The sequence below is a fragment of the Paenibacillus sp. CMM36 genome (genome assembly GCF_053570945.1).
Window position 1 is genome coordinate 111,440 of sequence record NZ_JBSEDY010000013.1, and the last position, 17,096, is coordinate 128,535.

Annotated in this window: 13 protein-coding genes; 12 read left to right on the forward strand and 1 reads right to left on the reverse strand. The window is 46.9% G+C overall.

Translation table 11 applies throughout. The features are described from left to right. The first annotated feature begins 10 nt into the window (after window positions 1-10). The 12 genes from ACWA2B_RS21960 to ACWA2B_RS22015 all read left to right on the forward strand — a co-directional run bounded on the left by ACWA2B_RS21960 (window position 11) and on the right by ACWA2B_RS22015 (window position 15,872). Window positions 11-3,400: a tubulin-like doman-containing protein gene (locus ACWA2B_RS21960; protein WP_449292611.1), complete on the forward strand. Its 3,390-nt coding sequence runs from the start codon at window positions 11-13 to the stop codon at window positions 3,398-3,400. A gap of 3 nt (window positions 3,401-3,403) precedes the next feature. Further along, window positions 3,404-5,770 (forward strand): transcription initiation factor TFIID, encoded by a 2,367-nt coding sequence (locus tag ACWA2B_RS21965; RefSeq protein ID WP_069010197.1) that lies wholly within the window; start codon window positions 3,404-3,406, stop codon window positions 5,768-5,770. A 46-nt stretch (window positions 5,771-5,816) separates the two neighbouring features. Next, window positions 5,817-7,106 carry a vWA domain-containing protein gene (locus ACWA2B_RS21970; RefSeq protein WP_069010196.1) on the forward strand — a complete coding sequence of 430 codons (1,290 nt, stop codon included), beginning with the start codon at window positions 5,817-5,819 and terminating at the stop codon, window positions 7,104-7,106. 18 nt (window positions 7,107-7,124) lie between these two features. Then, window positions 7,125-7,778 carry a beta-mannanase gene (locus tag ACWA2B_RS21975; RefSeq protein ID WP_069010195.1) on the forward strand — a complete coding sequence of 218 codons (654 nt, stop codon included), beginning with the start codon at window positions 7,125-7,127 and terminating at the stop codon, window positions 7,776-7,778. 16 nt (window positions 7,779-7,794) lie between these two features. Then, complete coding sequence (locus ACWA2B_RS21980) at window positions 7,795-9,060, forward strand: TRAFAC clade GTPase domain-containing protein (RefSeq protein ID WP_029519150.1); 1,266 nt, start codon at window positions 7,795-7,797, stop codon at window positions 9,058-9,060. Beyond that, a complete protein-coding gene (locus ACWA2B_RS21985; RefSeq protein WP_209948093.1) occupies window positions 9,057-12,074 on the forward strand; it encodes a GAP1-N2 domain-containing protein in 3,018 nt (1,005 codons plus the stop codon). The genes ACWA2B_RS21980 and ACWA2B_RS21985 overlap by 4 nt, the downstream gene beginning before the upstream one ends. A gap of 230 nt (window positions 12,075-12,304) precedes the next feature. Then, window positions 12,305-12,772 carry a MarR family winged helix-turn-helix transcriptional regulator gene (locus ACWA2B_RS21990; RefSeq protein ID WP_029519152.1) on the forward strand — a complete coding sequence of 156 codons (468 nt, stop codon included), beginning with the start codon at window positions 12,305-12,307 and terminating at the stop codon, window positions 12,770-12,772. A 93-nt stretch (window positions 12,773-12,865) separates the two neighbouring features. After that, the gene (locus ACWA2B_RS21995) at window positions 12,866-14,248 is read left to right on the forward strand and encodes an MFS transporter (protein ID WP_069010194.1); all 1,383 of its coding nucleotides are present in this window, start codon (window positions 12,866-12,868) and stop codon (window positions 14,246-14,248) included. Window positions 14,249-14,328: 80 nt separating this feature from the next. Further along, window positions 14,329-14,898, forward strand: a complete 570-nt coding sequence (locus tag ACWA2B_RS22000; protein WP_069010193.1) for a hypothetical protein — start codon at window positions 14,329-14,331, stop codon at window positions 14,896-14,898. Window positions 14,899-14,966: 68 nt separating this feature from the next. Beyond that, window positions 14,967-15,116, forward strand: a complete 150-nt coding sequence (gene rpmG, locus ACWA2B_RS22005; RefSeq protein WP_013310116.1) for a 50S ribosomal protein L33 — start codon at window positions 14,967-14,969, stop codon at window positions 15,114-15,116. Between the two features lie 204 nt (window positions 15,117-15,320). After that, window positions 15,321-15,542 carry a hypothetical protein gene (locus ACWA2B_RS22010; RefSeq protein ID WP_238437774.1) on the forward strand — a complete coding sequence of 74 codons (222 nt, stop codon included), beginning with the start codon at window positions 15,321-15,323 and terminating at the stop codon, window positions 15,540-15,542. A gap of 84 nt (window positions 15,543-15,626) precedes the next feature. After that, a complete protein-coding gene (locus tag ACWA2B_RS22015) occupies window positions 15,627-15,872 on the forward strand; it encodes a type B 50S ribosomal protein L31 (RefSeq protein ID WP_013310118.1) in 246 nt (81 codons plus the stop codon). 111 nt (window positions 15,873-15,983) lie between these two features. Here the strand turns inward: ACWA2B_RS22015 and ACWA2B_RS22020 are convergent, their stop codons facing one another. Beyond that, window positions 15,984-17,093: a CobW family GTP-binding protein gene (locus tag ACWA2B_RS22020; protein ID WP_049817075.1), complete on the reverse strand. Its 1,110-nt coding sequence runs from the start codon at window positions 17,091-17,093 to the stop codon at window positions 15,984-15,986. Between the last annotated feature and the right edge of the window lie 3 nt (window positions 17,094-17,096).

The window sequence follows — 17,096 nt, forward strand, 5'->3', positions numbered from 1 at the left end:
GGTCATATCTATGAAACCAGTAGTTAGAGAGCATATCCAACAATTAGACGTATCACTCGGCGGGGGGATCGTAAGCGATAAGATCAGAGTGGATACTATTGATAATCCTATTTTAATTATCGGACTCGGAGGTACGGGAATTGATGCCCTTCTCCGCTTGAAATATCAAATTAACCGCAGATTCAAGCTTCCAGCAGATCCGATCTCCAAGAAAAAGAGCGATAAACCGGACAATGTGGAATTTCTCGCTTTTGAAACGAATGAACAAGACCGCAACAAAAAATACAAGGGGATTGGTTTGGACCCCATCAATGAGTTTGTATTGCTGTCCAATGCGGAAATCGGCGGATTGCTGCAAAACCGTAGCATTCTAGAGCCGTACATTACCGATTGGCTGTCTCCAGAGCTGAGCATTACCGATGGTATGAACGGGGCGGCAGGGGTACGTCAGGCAGGACGATTACTGCTGTTCACCAAAATTAATCAGGTCGTTCAAAGCATTGACAAAAAAATCAAAACCTTGTCTGAGGGCACCAATAAGAAGCTTATGGTGTTCCTGCTGTCCGGTTTGTCCGGCGGTACAGGAAGCGGTACTTTCCTCGATATCTCATATATCGTCCGAGGAATTATTGAGCGCGATTATGGCTCTGCAGGTGTAGACCGTGTAAATACATTAGGGTATCTGTTTACACCGGATATCAATTTGGCGAACAAAAGCCTGAGTGAGCATACACGTGAATATATTAAAAAGAACGGCTATGCTGCACTGAAAGAGCTGGACTACTGGATGAATGTAGACAGCCGTGGTGAACGCTTTAAGCAGCAGTACGGAAATATTTTGACCGTGAACTCGCCGCTTCCGCCGTTTAATCTGTGCCATCTCATTTCGGCCACGAATACGGAAGGCAAGCTGTTGGAAAATGCTTATGATTACTGCATGAATGTCACCGCCGAAAACATCACCAACTTTATGGCGAGTGAGGAAAAACAATCCGGCGAAGAATTTGCCATTCATGACTATATCAGCAATATCCGTACCAACATCGCACAAATGAATAAGGCGTATCCAGCAAACTACGATTACAATATTATCGGGGCTTCCTCGGCGGTGCTGCCAATGGAGGAAATGACGACGTATCTGGCTTATCGAATGTTTGGCAAAATGTCCAAAATGTTCGAGCAATCGCCAAATCAAGAGGATGTAGAGAAGTTTGCCCGCAAGCTGGGCGTGGATCTGGATAGCATGATCAAAAACTTTGAATCCCGTGTACCTGAGCCGCTTCCTGGCTTTGAAAACAGTGAACGGTTAAGTTATAGCAATGTCGTTAAAATGCAAGTTGTCAATATGGACACCGAGCTGGAGCAAACGTTCCTGACGCGTGCCCGCGAAGAGTATATCAAAGCGAAGAAGCAGCTTCCTGGTGAAATTACAGGACAGTTTACGGATCAAATTCGCCGGATGTTTCTGCATCCTGAGCAAGGACCGTTTTATGTATCCCGCATGATTTATACTGAAAAAGGATTTAGCTTGCTGAAAATGCTGCTTTCATATGTGGAGACGTTGCGTGAATCACTGCACCGTATTCCGACGGACATTGAATGGGCGCGTGAGCAGGCGAACGAAAAGTTGGGCGATGCCAAGAGCGCGTTTGTATCCAAGGATAAAAAGAAAAATGCGTACATTGAAGCGAAAATTAATGAATATTGGCTGCGTGCTGATGTGGAACGTACAGAGCAGCTCATTGAATTTTATGAAGACCTGTATGACCTGTTGAATAAGGAAAATAACCGCATTTATAATGTATTTACTGAAATTTTGAACGCATTGAGCGCAATATTCGAGAAGAATGGTGATCTGCTGATTAACGGCGAGGAACAGTCCGATCACAAAGGTAACAAAACGTACTATTGGAATCTGGTAAGTGTACCGGATATTTCTGAAGTTGTGACCAAGCTGCTGGATAACCGCAACGGTGACGATTTGATTCGTGATTTTGCCCAAGAATTGCTCGAAAATTCAGATCAATGGGTGAAGGATCAGGATATGGACATCATCAGCTCAATCTCCAATTTCTTGACTGATAAGTTCGGTGATCTCATTACCCGTTCCATGGAGGATTTCCTCGTCATGAAATACGGGCAAGATGAAGCCATTGAAAAATTTGTGGAGCGCTACATTGCGAGCAAACTGGATGAGGAAGCTGTACCTGTGTTCCATCTGAGCAATAGCTCTGGCAACTTGTACTTCCCGTCTTGGGGATTCGTTTCGGTACCTGTACAGTCGCCTAATATCCTAAAAGGCATTCGCAATTATCAAAATAATGCAATTGGAAAATCACACTTTACTATTAAAGAAAGTGAAGTTCGTAACCGGATTTTCTGGCTCAATACGCGTAATGGTGTTCCTCTGTTTGTATATACGCCGCTCAAAGTGTATGAAGAAAGCTATGAAAAAACGATTCTTGACCGCGAAGGTATTGGCCGCCATCTGGTGCAAACAGGCCAGAACAACTGGACTAATCTGCCGTCGCCGATTCCTGAAAAGTCATGGGGCGAAACTTACGTCAATTCTCGTGTGCAAGCATATAATGCACGCATTCGTAATGATTTTGACCGTGCCAAGTCACTTGGTGTGATTCGAGAAAAGGATGTCGATCAGAATACGAGCAGCCGCTTCACTGTAATCCGTTCACATGCGCTAGATCTGAATGCGATGCTGGCAGGCTACGATATGCGCTTGCATGAATCCAAGCCGAATTTGGGTGAGGTGAAAAGAGCATGGTCTGAGTTGAAACGTCTGCTGGCTGAAGGGCTGGAGCAGGCCGGAAGCAAGGACATCTTTGGCAGCATCAATGAAGAGATGGCGAAGGAAAACCTGATCCGTTCACCAGAGTTAACACAGGTGGTTCGTGAAGAACTGGTGAAATATACACAAATTGAAGCGAAAGCCGCTGAACTGGAAGCTTTGCTGGGTAAATATCAGGATGAAGAAAAATGGCTTGATCAGTTCATTCAGGCTCTCTATACGGACACGATTACGAAAAAAGGCGCTTTGTATGTCTATGATCGTGACGAAGAGGAAGAGGCTTGGGAGCCGTTTGCCAACGTCATGAAGAGTCGCAATTATGTGGAGTTTGAAGTGTTTACAAACTTCCGTGGTTTGGAAGAAAAGAAATTTGCAGCTCTAATGCGCAAGGCGGATCGCCGTGATGCTGTATTGACTTCATCTGAGGATATTACACCATTGCTGGCAAAGCTGGATGAACTGGCTGCGACTTATACAGAGGCCCGTAATCAATTGGAATATGAAAAGGTGGAGCTGGCTAACGGAGCGGAACTTTATGCATTCTATGCTCAAATGGCTGGAAAATTAAACGACATCCGCAGAAAGTTGAAGTAAAGTATGAGAGAGCAGCTGTTACGTTATGCGGCTGACTATGCAGCCGCAGAGGACCAATTAATCGGAAGCGGGGATGGACGCAGCAGCATCCATTTCCCGTCCGTGTTTCTTTTTATCGGGGATCGCATGAATCCGGTGATGAACACCATTGCAGATATCAACCGGACCAAGTGGGATAACAGCACGGGAGTAACGTATATTCAGATCCGCTCGCAGGAGGAACATGCGGCTGTAGATCGTTCGGTGGATGCTATTGTTCATACGATAGCGGTACCGGAGGAAAGTGGCCACCAAACGATACGCCGTGACTTACACCAAGCCTTTTATACACATGAATCGCAGCTAATTGAGCTTAACACCGCGTTGCGCCGGGCTAGTGGACATCTGGCAGATTACGGTCGGTTGTATTCTTCGTTCGAGCGTGTCCATTTGTCGATCTTGACGACAGCGGATGACCCCATGAACGTATTAATCCCTGAAGTTACACTGTTGGCGGAGTATATTTTTGCACAGTCTTTTAAATCGGTACAAATGGATCTGTATGTGTTGGTGAATGAAAGCGATCAGACTGCCCAATTTGGCTACAGTAGTGCAACGTCCGTTGCTTTCATGCGAGAGCTGGACTATATCCAGAGTCCGGAGTATACGTTTACGGCACCGCTTCATATGACCGAGGACAAATTGACCATTCCGGTATCCCATGCTCCATCGCCGTTGTTCGATCTCGTCTATGTGCTGTCCGACAAGAACGAACGCGGCGTAACGGTGCCGAATAGTCTGCGAGAAAGCTGTGACATCATTTGCCACATTCAGCTTCTTAAAAACCGTTATCAGGCAGGAGATTCCTATCGGTCACAGGATGGGGGATACAACAATACATCGTTTAAAAACAACATCATGACGGAATCCGGGCGGCAGGGTTATGTGTCGGCTGGATTTTCCCGAGTCAACCGCCCTAACCAGTCAATCGCACTTACGGTGCTGTATCACTTTTATGTGAAGCTGTTAGAGCGTATGAGAACAGAGCAGGAGTGGGACATACGCGATAAGCTGAATTATTTTGGTTTAGATGCTGCTGAGCGCGGTCGCACGCGAAATGATCTAGTTCCTGGTAATGAAGCGATCACGGACATGAGTGCACTGATGACCAGCGGAGCCAGCTACGGCTCGTTGAAGCGAATGACATTACGTGAGGCGGAGGAGGCCTTGTTTGGTCAGGGCTGCGAAGCCTTTTTCCGTGATAATTGTGAACGGATTGTGCACAAACGGTTGGGAGATTTTCAGGCGGAATCAGGTCTGCAGTTGGCTGTGAATGCAGCTGCCAAGGAATATCCTGAAATCGGATTTTTCGAGCTGACAGACTGGACGGATGAAAATAAAACAGGGAATGTGCTTACGGCTGTTCGGGGGCTGATTCGTGATACGTCCAATGACTTGCAGATTAGTGCCGCTGAACTGGATACCCTGTATAACGGGCGGGTGGAGGACCAGCCTTTTCAACGACTACCACTCATGGATAAGCATAATGTGCGCAGCTTGATCCGTTACCTGACCGAGACAGTTTACGGGCACAAGCTGCACATGCTGCGGATTCAAGCGGATTTGGAGTTACTTCGCCGCTATGAACTGGCACTAGAGAAATGGCATGCACAAGCGAAGCATATTACAGTACAGCTTGCCAGCCTGGAGCGTGAACTGCATCAAGCTGCAACGGACAGTATTCGGCAGGCCGACAGTTACACAGGTCAAAACCTGTTCGAGTATTACGAGCGTGTGACAGAGGATGTCATGCGTGAGCTGGAAAGCAAGCGGGGAAAATCTATATTCTTTGATACCCGGCATATGGGGCCTGTATCCGGATTGCTGGACGGGGGTCTGTCCGCATTGGTGGATCGACTTACGCAGACCTGTCGTACCTTGATTCTCAGTTCACAGCCGTTTAATCAGACCTTCGAAGAAGAATTATTGCGGCGTGCGAATGTAGCTGCTGCATATGAAAATCGGCTGGTCGTTCCGAAGGATGAGCTGTTTAGAAAACTGTATCAAACGTTAGAGGAACATGGCGGAATTAACGTACGTTTGCTCGACTATACCCATGAGCATCGGTATGAAGAAAAGTACTTCTTTGGTGACTACGAAGGCGAATTTCTTCCTTATGCGATGGATGTGGACATTACTTCGCGTATTTACAAACTGGGTTTTGTGCATGAGCGCCGCAGTAGCGGGGTGGAAAAACTGCATTTGATGGGCGGCTTCCATCTGGAGGATCTGATGGTTTACCGCAACGGCAAAACGTATTATGAGACATATACTGCGAATGGTTTCGTGTTTCACGGAATCGACGTGGACCGGTTGCCGGAATTGCGGTAGCCACATATTCATCCTACTTTAATGATGGAAGGAAGCAACGATTCTTATGAAGCAGCGTAAATTTAACGTTCTCCTATTACTGTTCGGCTTGCTGGGCGCTGTAGTAGGCTTCATCTTGGGAGAGCTTATTCTTCACAAATTGATAGGGCATTGGCCGCATATCATCGTGATCGGGCTGTATTTTGGCATCATGGCCCTGTGCATTGGCCTAGGCTGTCTGATTGGCGAACTGATTTCGCCACAGTTAAATGGACATTCATGGCGGCAGCGCTACTCCGGGTTATCCTGGAAGTTACTGGTGCCTGCTACGTTGGTGATGTTGTTCGTGGCAGGTCTGCTATTGGAGTTGGGCTATCAGGTTAACCCTGAAGGGCGCAAGAGCGTACAGGACCTCGTACTTGTGATTGATAATTCCGGAAGTATGCAACAAACAGATCCTGATAATGAACGCCTAACGGCTGCCAAGAGTCTGATTGCCCAAATGGATGGAGACAAGCGGGTAGCCATTGTTTCATTTGAATCTGCTGCGCAGTTGGTTCAGCCATTTACTCCCATTGGCACAGATGCAGAGAAGCAAGCGGTATATTCTAAAATCGATAGTATGCAAACTATAATGTCAGGCGGTACAGAGATCGGGCTTGCTTTGGACGAGACGATCAAGGAGATTGAAACCCAAGGCAATGCGGAAAAAGGTTCTCTCGTTATTATGCTCTCTGATGGTTTTAGCGATCTGGATACCCAGACAGCATTGGCTCCTTATATCGCCCGCCAGATTCCGATTAATACGATCGGGCTGAAACTGGCAGAGTCGGATGGTATAGCCTTATTGCAAAATATTGCTAACCTGACAGGTGGAACTTATTCTAATGTAGCCAATGCCCAAGGACTTACTCAGGCGTTCGGTAAAATATATAACAAAATCGGTGATCGCACACTGGTAACGGAGCGGACAGGTGAATATGCCGACAGTCTGTATTTTGCCATTTATCGTGTAACGGCTCTGGTCATTATCGGCGCTCTATTGGGATTAGCTCTTGGGCTGATGTTCGATAACCGTTTTCTTGCACGGAATTTCGCCATTGGTGGAGTCCCGGCAGGCTTGCTCGCTGGCTTTATTTTGGAAAAAGGATTATCTGGATCGCCTATAGGCGACTTGATGATTCGTTTGTTGGCAGCGCTCGTACTGGCAGCCCTTATTGCTGTCTTTTCGCTTGTTCTGCCGATTGCGGAAAATACTCGCCGATCTTCCGGTGGAGGAAGTCAGGGTGAGTCGTCAGGACGCCGAAGAGGGGCACCGGAAGCCCCGACGCGCAATCGACGCAGCAGTGGATTTTAGAACGGGAGGCTGGAACTTATGCAGTATAGGGAAGCACAGCCCGGTGATCCTATTATTTCGGAGCTGAGCCACAAAATTGATGACAACCGGGTTGTGTTACGCTGGCAGTGGCCTGAGGGCGCAGCCGTGGTATATATTGCGAAGCAATCAGCCGATGCAGGTGTGAATGGGCAAAATAAAGGTGAAGTTTTACCGCCTTTTTCAAGCCTAAAACTTTTTACACGCGAGGAGTATAAGGCTGCTGGCAGCTATCGTGACCGAATTGAAGGCATTGGACGCGTGCGGTATACCGTGTATCCGGCTGTTCGGGAGGATGGAGACACTTACGTGATCCGTCAGCAAGACGGAGCCAACCAACTGGAGTTGAGCACCGGAAGGGCTAAAATCAGATATGCGGTTCACCATAAAAAAGGCTGGTTTCGCAGCCGCAAAACCGTCCAAATTCAGGTGACAGCCGAAGTTCCTGTCCCGCAGGAGGCGCTTTGCTACGTGAAGAAGCGTGGGGGCTATCCCGCAGATCGGGACGATGGAACCTTGTATCCGTTCACAGCACCTTTTGTTGCGGGACGGAATGTTTTACCCGCTGTTGAAGTGGGGGGAGATGAATATGTGCGGCTGTTTTTTACGGACGGCCAGAAATATGGCACGGTATATGAATTAGTTCCTGAATGAAAGGAGGCCGCAACCGATGAGTTTTCTTAGCAATTTATTCAGAAGAAAGCCACAGGCAGCGCCAAGGCCGTTATTTTATGATATTGTGTGCCCTTATTGCTTTAGTAAATTCTCCCCGGAGGAAGTAGTATTCCGTGCTTCTCATCACCGTGAAGATGACGAGGACTACGCTTTGGGTGAAGATGAGCTGTTGAACAAATATCGGGAGCGTTTTGGCTTGGACAGTGTGCATGATATGGAGGCGATTTTACATCCCCTTGATGTTCCTGAGGAACATCGATTGTATTCTGATCATGTACTGACAGGACTGACCGACCGTTATGGCGAGCTGACGCGTCACCGACTGTGCCCGCACTGCCATAACGAGTTGCCCGTGACTGCGGGTAAGGTGCCTAGCAATATCATTTCGATTATTGGAGCTTCGCAGGCAGGGAAATCTGTTTATATGACCTCCCTGATTCACACGCTGCAACATGTTACGGCCGATCATTTTGACGCGGCTTGCATGCCACTCAATGCAGAGATCAGCCGAAAGTTCCGCACTATGTATGAGGAACCCTTATTTGAAAGAGGCGATCTGCTTACATCGACACAAAAAGAAAAGATGCAGGAGCCTTTTATCTTCCAGTTCGTATTTAAGGATGAGGAAAAGCCGCCACTGACGCTAGTGTTTTTTGATGTCGCCGGTGAGGGAATGGTAGATCAGGACTATCTGGGACTGCATGGACAGCATATTAAGAATTCTGCAGGTATTCTCTTTATGGTCGATCCACTACAAATCCGCTCTATTCGGGAGCGCATTAAGATTAACCTTGGCGATAAGCCGGGTGAGTGGGTCTCACAATATGATGAACCGCGTGACGTTGTACTTACGATGTTCGGTGATTTTATTGCCTATCAGGAAAAAGGGAAAACGGACATTCCGACCGCTGTCGTCCTGACCAAAAGTGATATGCTTACTGCGTTGGCAGATGAAGAAGGCACATACATCAAGACGAACAGCAATATTTTTAATCCGATGGAGCATCGCAAATATATGGATTTGGATGAGTTTGCGAACATTGATGGCGAAGTTCGGCGCTTCATCGAAAAGGTGGATAAACCGTTCAAGGGCACGATGGATGTATATTTTACGGATACGGCCTATTTCGCGGTTTCCGCGCTGGGTAGCAATCCGGTTGAGCAAAAGCTGCAAGGGTTGGTTAGTCCGATCCGTGTGGATGAGCCATTTATTTGGCTGCTTTATAAGTTGAAGTACATTGAGGGGAGAGAATCACAGTGAGTTATGCTACCTCTCATTTGATACAACAGCAGATGTACACACGGGAACGGCGTGGTATTTTCCGTTCTACGGAAGGCTTCGATACAGTGGCTAATTCCAAAGGATTGGATGCTTCTTTTATTAAAAAGGTGCTGCATCCCTTATGTGTATATGATGCGCCTGCTGCTTTGACGGCGCGCGGCGAGAAACAGGAAAGTGTCTATCCGGAAGCCATACATCTGGTACGGACGGAGTCCGGGGATGTAGTACTTGGCCGCAGTATTTATAAGGCTGCGGATTTTACTGGGCTACGAAGCGCCCTTTTCACGCACAACTATGTGATTCCAGCCGGACATGGTGAATCTCCGTCTGACTATAAGCAGTGGCTGAACACCTCCTTTGTTGATACTTATGATATTGAGCAGGGAACGGATTTGCCGGAATTGGAGCGCCTACCAGGTGGAAGTGTATTTCCGGCTGTTGACCCGTCTACAGTGCTGGCTCAATTGCAGCTGAGCGAAGAAGTGTTCAAACAGCTTTTATACGCAGTCATGATGTCCGCAGCGGGTCGCAAAAAGGTATACGTAGCGCTGAATGTTCCTGTAGAAGCGGTCGGATCTTCAGCCAAGCAACTGCTTGTTGTGTTATATGCAGCACTGCCTTATGCATTTCGCAACAGACTCGGATTTCTTACATATGCACAGGAACCAAACAGCAGAAAAGGCATTCACTTGATGTTTGTTGAGCCTTTTAGTTTGCGTCCCGGTGATCGGAATGTAGAAAAGGACTTTGTATTTGACCTGTCTAATCATAGTCGAATACTTAATGTGGATGCAGAGCAGGTGAGACAGCCGTATTTTGACTGGATCGTCCGTACGTTGTTGAATGGTGAGACGCCGGACGATTTCTTCAAATTTGCCGAGCAAATGCTGACAGGTATGGAGGCTGGGCGTGATTTGACGCCATCCAGCTATCATGAGCTAATTACGTTGTACAGAATTGAGCAGGGAGAGCGGGCATTATACAACGAACAACGAATCACTGTGTTACGAAGCCTGACTGATTATTTATCGCCACCCGATGCGCTGCCACGTAAAATGAGGCTGAATGATCTGTTTCTGTCGTTCTTTGATCATGAATTTGATCGGGTGAAGGATGGATATATTCCGGATGTAGGCCTGGTAGATAGTTTCAAGGACTATTATAAAGTTCATGCACGCAGCAGCGAAAATCGGTTGGTGGAATATTTAATCCGTTCGCTAAACAATGCTTATACTGCCAGAAATACGGAAGCAGTCACGTATATTTATCATACAATTGAAGAGAATCCATCATTAGGCAAGGCATATTTTACGAAAGTGTTGGGTAATCCGGCACTGACAAAAATGCTGTTCATTCCCTACATGGACAGTCAGATGAAAAGAACACCGGATGCCAAGGGGCTGCTGGCTGTTGTGCACGAATGGGGCAGTAGGTATATCGAAGTGTCGGCGAATGCCGATTTTCAGCTTTTGGCAGAATCTGCACTGATGGGTCGACTGCGTGCGGAAAGAAAACCAGTAGAGGCTGTGGCTGCCATTCACCAACGCTTGCGTCAATGGGACAGCAACTCTGCCGTAGGCAAACTGTCCCCGCTGGAGCAATCTGGATTGACAGAACGCTTGCAGGAAGCGTCGGATCGGTATTTACTTACCGAAGTAGAGCTAAAGGAAATATCACCCGATCAGGTCGTACAGATTCCTTTTTTCACACGGCCTGATTTGGTGCAGTGGGTTGGAAAGCTGCCTGCTCCTCTTAAGGGACAAGCTGTGCGATTAGTTGCGGCTTATGATTGGTTTAACACGGAGGACCCGGAACCGTCGGTGCTGGACGGTCTGGAGCCCGGCGAAGTAGAAAAGGTACAGGATTGGGCTTACAGCTGGCTGCCCCAGCAGCTTGCGGAAGGCCATTTTGCCCGTCTGTTGCCTGCCTTTTATCGTTCTGACGGGCCGGGAGAGGGAATATTGGATTTCGCTCGCCTGGTCAGTTCGATTCGCAAATGGGCAAAGGATAACGATACGATGTACCGCTTTATCCGATGGTCGGAGGAACACCCTGAGTTTGCTACTCCACGCGGCGGTTTTGAACCATCCTACAGACGTGCGCTACTTCTATTCTTCCAAAAGGAAGGACGAGAGGGACTGCATAAAAAAACGCTGTGGCGTCAATATTTTGAACCTGCGAAGCCTGCCTTTAAAAATTTCTATTTGGCAGCAAAGCGTGAGACGGACACGCCTCTGGTCAAAACGCTTCGTCGTTTCCGTAAAGGTGGGGTGATTTCCGGGATCGTGCTGATTGTCATTGCAGGTACGCTAGGCGGCCTGAAAGCAACCGGGGTGATCGGATCTGCTGACACACCTGCGCCTGTTGCCACTCCGAAGCCTGTACAACAACAGCCTGTAGAGCCTACAGTGCCCGTAAAAAAGGAGCCTACGGCGATAGTGACACATGTGCCTAATACCAAGTCCACTACGAAAATGGTCAAGCTGTTGTTTGCGTTTCAGACATCGACAGAGCAGGCAGAATTTAAGCCGAAGAAGCTCGTCATTGTCGGTGCGGATCAGCAGGAGCACTTATACGAAAATTTTACACTTGCTGAACAGAACGACAAGGAAGCAGCCAGTAAGGCGAACAATGATCCATCCGGTGATGTAAACACTGGGAGCGCCACTACAAAAAGCACGACAGCAGATGGACAATCCACGGACAATGGTTCCACAGCTCGTGGGGGTACATCCAGTGGAAAAAGTGGTGATCAATCTGGAGCAGTGACTGGCAACACGGACGGAGGCTTGACTTCGGAGATTACTACTGAGGGTAGTGGCAATGGAGCAAATACAGACACAGACACTGACACACCATCGGAGTATGATCTGAAGAAGTATCCTTATCGTACGCTATTGACCCTTTGGCAGCGGTTGGAACTGAATGATGCTAGCACGGTTACCGTTGATGGAGAAGAATATCCGCTAGTTCAAGTGAAAACTGCGGACTAAGCAACTATAAAACAGAAATGAATGATGAATGAAGTAAAAGACGGGTTTCCTTCAAAGGACTCGTCTTTTATTGTGCCTATATTTCCATAAAGGATGAATTTGTAATTCAAAATTAACCCTATCTAATAAAGCATCATGTTACGAAAGTATTGACACTAAGTAGACAGCTGATTAAAATTAGTTGGAATTCAAACTATTAAAATTAGATAGATATGGAGGTTCGTAGTGAGATGGGAAGCGAGGTGTATCCCGTTTGTCTTCCTTGGGAGGAAGAGAGCACGATGTATTTAATTAAATGGATTTTCACTACCGTCCGGCGCGAAATTGAAATAGCACTGCGCCCTTTGGGGCTCACCTCCCCACAATCGCAGACGCTCTATATACTGGCGATGTCGCCTGGAGTCACCAATACGGATTTGGAAAAGCTATTGCTTATTGATAAATCAAGCGTTACTAGCCTGGTTAACGGGATCGTTAAGAAAAACTGGGCAGTACGCAAAAGTCACCCGGAAGATGCACGCATGAAGCAAATCTATTTGACTGAGGAAGGCTTGAAGATTCACAAGGTAGCTGAACGTACTATTGAGGCAATTAAAAGCTCGGTAGGGGAAACGTTATCTGTCGGAGAATCGGAGACGCTGCGCGGCCTGCTTAAAAAAATTCTCCGCGACTACCACCCTGCGGACGCCCGTGCATGAGCGAATATATAGAGATTTTACCCGGATAGGGGTATTCAAAAGCAGTGAATTACGATCTTAGATAAGAGGTTTACAGGAGAGGGAGACAACCAAATGATAAATGAACAAACTTATCCGAATGCGGATAAGCTTATGCGTGTGCTAGCTTTCACACTTGTTTTTTCAGTGATGAACGCTTTTATGTTTAATGTCGTTATGCCTGTGATTCGAGAGGAGTTTCATATTAGTGCTTCCGATGTAAGTTGGTTGCTGACTGGCTATATGATCGTGTATGCGGTTGGCTCGGTGACCTACGGCAAATTGGCAGATAAATATCGTCTTAAGGATTTGCTGACGTTTGGGATTATCTTTTTTGCACTGGGTTCGCTTATTGGACTGTTGGCCAATCAATTTTGGATGCTCATTGTAGCTCGTTTGCTTCAGGCTGCAGGGGCTGCTGTTATTCCGGCCACTGCTATGATCGTCCCAGTCCGTTATTTCTCGGCTGAAAAAAGAGGACGTGCTTTGGGCGTCACAGCAATCGGCTTGGCGTTAGGTACTGCACTGGCTCCGATTATTTCCGGTTTGATCACAGGCTTTGCAAGCTGGCGTTTTTTGTTCGTCATTTCCATGCTGCCACTGATCGCATTGCCGTTCTTTCGTAAATATTTGGACGATCAGCGTGGAGAGGATCAGAAGTTCGATTTTCTTGGTGGATTATTGCTGGGTGGAACAGTAGCCTTCTTATTACTTTCGATTTCGCAAACCAATATGATGTTTTTTCTGGTCGGTATGGTGCTGTTTGCACTGTTTATATGGCGCATTAACACTGCACATGACCCATTCATCCAGCCGAAGCTGTTCCGTAACAAACAATATTCATACGGGCTCCTTATCGCTTTTTTAGGGACGGGGATTAGCTTTGGATTGCCGTACTTGGCACCGCAGTTTCTGAACAGTCTCAATCAGCTTACGCCCGCAATAATTGGACTGGTTATGTTTCCGGCTGCTATTGCTTCGGCTCTATTGGGTAAAAGAGGGGGGCGTTTGGCGGATAGCAAAGGAAATTCGTTTCTCGTCTATACAGCTGTATCGCTTTTGTTTATTTGTTTTATCAGCTTGTCTACGTTTGTGGGTGCGTCTCCGTATCTGATTTTGTTTTTGCTTATTTTCGGAAACGTAGGTCAGACCTTCATGCAAATTGCCATGTCCAACACGATTTCTCGTACCTTGTCGAAAGACCAGATTGGTGTTGGAATGGGGCTGCTATCTCTGCTGAATTTCATTGCCGGAGCGATTACGACAAGTATCTTGGGCAAAACGCTAGATAGTTCGTCGTCCTTTCATCTGAATCCTGTCGTATCTAATGTGCAGGTGTTCAACTTTAGCAATATTTTTACGGTGCTTGCACTGATTGCGCTTGTGACGATGGGACTGTATGCGTTGCAATTCCGAAGGGGTCCACGCGGTAATACGCCTGCTGTTGAACAAGGATAAACATTTGATGTAACCTCATGCCAAAACAAGGGTATAATATAGAAGGAAAAGTTCATCTATGGAAGGACGGAGTGTCCGGCATGACAAGAAACCTTCAATATGTACCCTATGGTTATGAGCCTCCGATCGAGATGCATAAAGGGACCATGGTCTACTATGATACGTTCGAGCAGATTACAGCCAGAGAGCTGGAGCTTTTTGCCGAAACGGGGGCTGCATTATCTTTTACAAAGCTGGTGCTGTATCCGCTGCATGAAGAAACCGTCAGAAGAATGTGGAAGCAGCCGGTACGTTCGTATTACAAGCGGGTGGACGAGCTGGGAGAGTGGCAGCGGGAGCAGGCTTTGAGTGCTGTTGTCATTGAGAGCTGGGAAGGTAAGCGTAAAAAGTATACGCCGATTGAAGCAGCTATTCGTTTTTTGGCGGAAAAGTATACGACCCCACTTTTTTTGTACATGAGTCCTGAAATGGCAAATTTGTGCGCTTCCTATGCATCGTTTGGAGAATGGATTAGAAATGTCAGATTGGTGCTTTCGAGCGAACCACTACAACTTCATCCGAAGCTTGCACAGTACCGTAATCGCTGGAACACGGTAGAAGAAGCGATAAACCGTGACTCTAAGGTTGACAAAGCGGAGCATGAATTATAGAATAAAACTAATCGTAAAAATTACTATTGTAATTGTATACCATGTATTCCAATTAAGGAGGAAGAGAAATGCGCGTAATTGTTACCTTGGCATGCACCGAATCCGGTGACCGCAACTATACAACAACTAAGAACAAAAGAAATCATCCGGACCGTCTTGAAATGAAAAAATACTCTCCGCGTCTGAAAAAGTACACGATCCATCGTGAAACTAGATAATTTGAGGCCTGCTGTATAGCAACCTGAATTATCCTGCTTCCTGAGCGAAGCCTGTTAAGTTTGCAAAAGCCTGCGTTATGGAACCGGCGAAAACTTGAATTAGTCCAGTGGACAGAGCGTCTAAAGTTAAAGCTTGCATCTAAGAGAACGGCTTTTTTTCACGGCTGTATGATAGATGCTGAGCTACATGGCACGCTTTGCCTTTTGAATCGAAAGCACGTGGCTACCGACTTCTCCTGTGCTGGTGTCAGCATTTGGGACGAGCCGGAGGACCATTCACTATATGCTTATATAACGATGAAGGCTGACGAAAGATCCGGAGCGTTCGTGCAATGGGCGATGCGATATATGCGGCATCGTTTGCTTGTCGTTTACGAGCTTGAGCGCCAACCGTTAAGGTCTGTCGTCTTTTTTTCTGGGACATAACCGTTCCTTTTGCCAACTGATGGAGTATTGCGCCAGTACGTTTGAGGTTGAAACTAAAACTACATGAAAGATTAGGTGAAACTAATGAAAAAAGATATTCATCCAACATTGAACAAAGTTATCTTTTTGGACCCTAGCTGTGGATTTACTTTCCTGAGTGCTTCCACTAAATATTCGCAAGAAACGATGGAATGGGAAGATGGTAACACATACCCAGTTATCCGTGTAGATACTAGCTCCGCTTCCCACCCGTTCTTCACTGGTAAACAAAGAAACGTGGATATCGGTGGCCGTGTGGATCGCTTTAACAAAAAATATAACCTTAAGTAAGAACAGTCGAGCGTTGTGTTCATGGATTATGCTTATAATCCGTGAACATCGCTTTTTAAAAAACCTCCTGCATCTGCAGGAGGTTTTTTTGTCTTAATTTAGACCTGTTATTTATAGCGAAATGAAGCACTGTTCCCATTGGTCGGTAATGGATGCTTTGTCGAGCTGCTCCCCAATGAGCGTGACATATCCCTGACTCACGGGAAGTGCAGTAGGCTGCCACTCCAAGTGATTTCCTGAAAATTGCAAAAGCATTGTCCCTTCCTGAGGAAGCACGCAATAACCTTTCGCTCGAAGCAGAGAGGAGCCTAGCCCTGTCAGAAAGCGCTCCAATCGTTGTTTTTCGAGTGGCTGAGGAGAATATTGATGCAGCGTTAAGCTCTCCAAATGGGAAAACGAGTGGGTCTGGTTGGGATCGTGGCTGTGGCTATGACTGTGTGCAGAAATAACTTTGAACGGCGTACTTATAGAGGTAATACTGGGTCGTCCGGAACTTTTGACGGGAATGGGGACAGACAGTGCATCTGCATCAGTGGGCTGGACCTGTGCAGGTGCTGGTTGAGGTGTCTGTACAGGTTTCGCGGCAACGGATGTGGAGGCCAGAACAGGCTCTAGCAGTGGTTCAAGGTCAACCCGGCTATATTCAGTAGTTTGCAGCTTGGCCGTATCGTTGAGCTTGCGGATGCTTTTGACGACCTTCGTCACTTCACGGCTGCTTGCTGCATCCGTCTTGTTCACCACAATGAAGTCTGCGGTGCGCAGTTGTCCGTGCAGGGTGCGAACCAGTTCTTTATCAGCCGTAAAACGGCTATTGTATTCATGGAACAGCTCAGCATCCACAACACTGATGCTGTGAACCAGATAAAGCTGATCTGCCAGTAGAGGGGAGCGAAGCTCCTCCAGTACTTGTTCGGGGTTGGCTACCCCGGTGGTCTCCATGAAGATCAGATCTGGCTCCTGGCTGAGCAGGGTATGCAAAGCCCCTGCCAGTTCATTTCTTTTGCTGCAACAAATGCAGCCTTCTAGCAATCCTTCTACTGTTACGTCAGGCATTTCCTCTGAAATTATAGCGCTGTCTACATTATATTCACCCATTTCGTTCATTAAAACAACAGCACGAAGGGGAATTTGGCGGGTATGGGCTAACAGGCGCAAAAGCAGTGTTGTTTTGCCGCTTCCAAGAAAACCACTGATTAAAATAACAGGAACTTTGTTCATCATTTT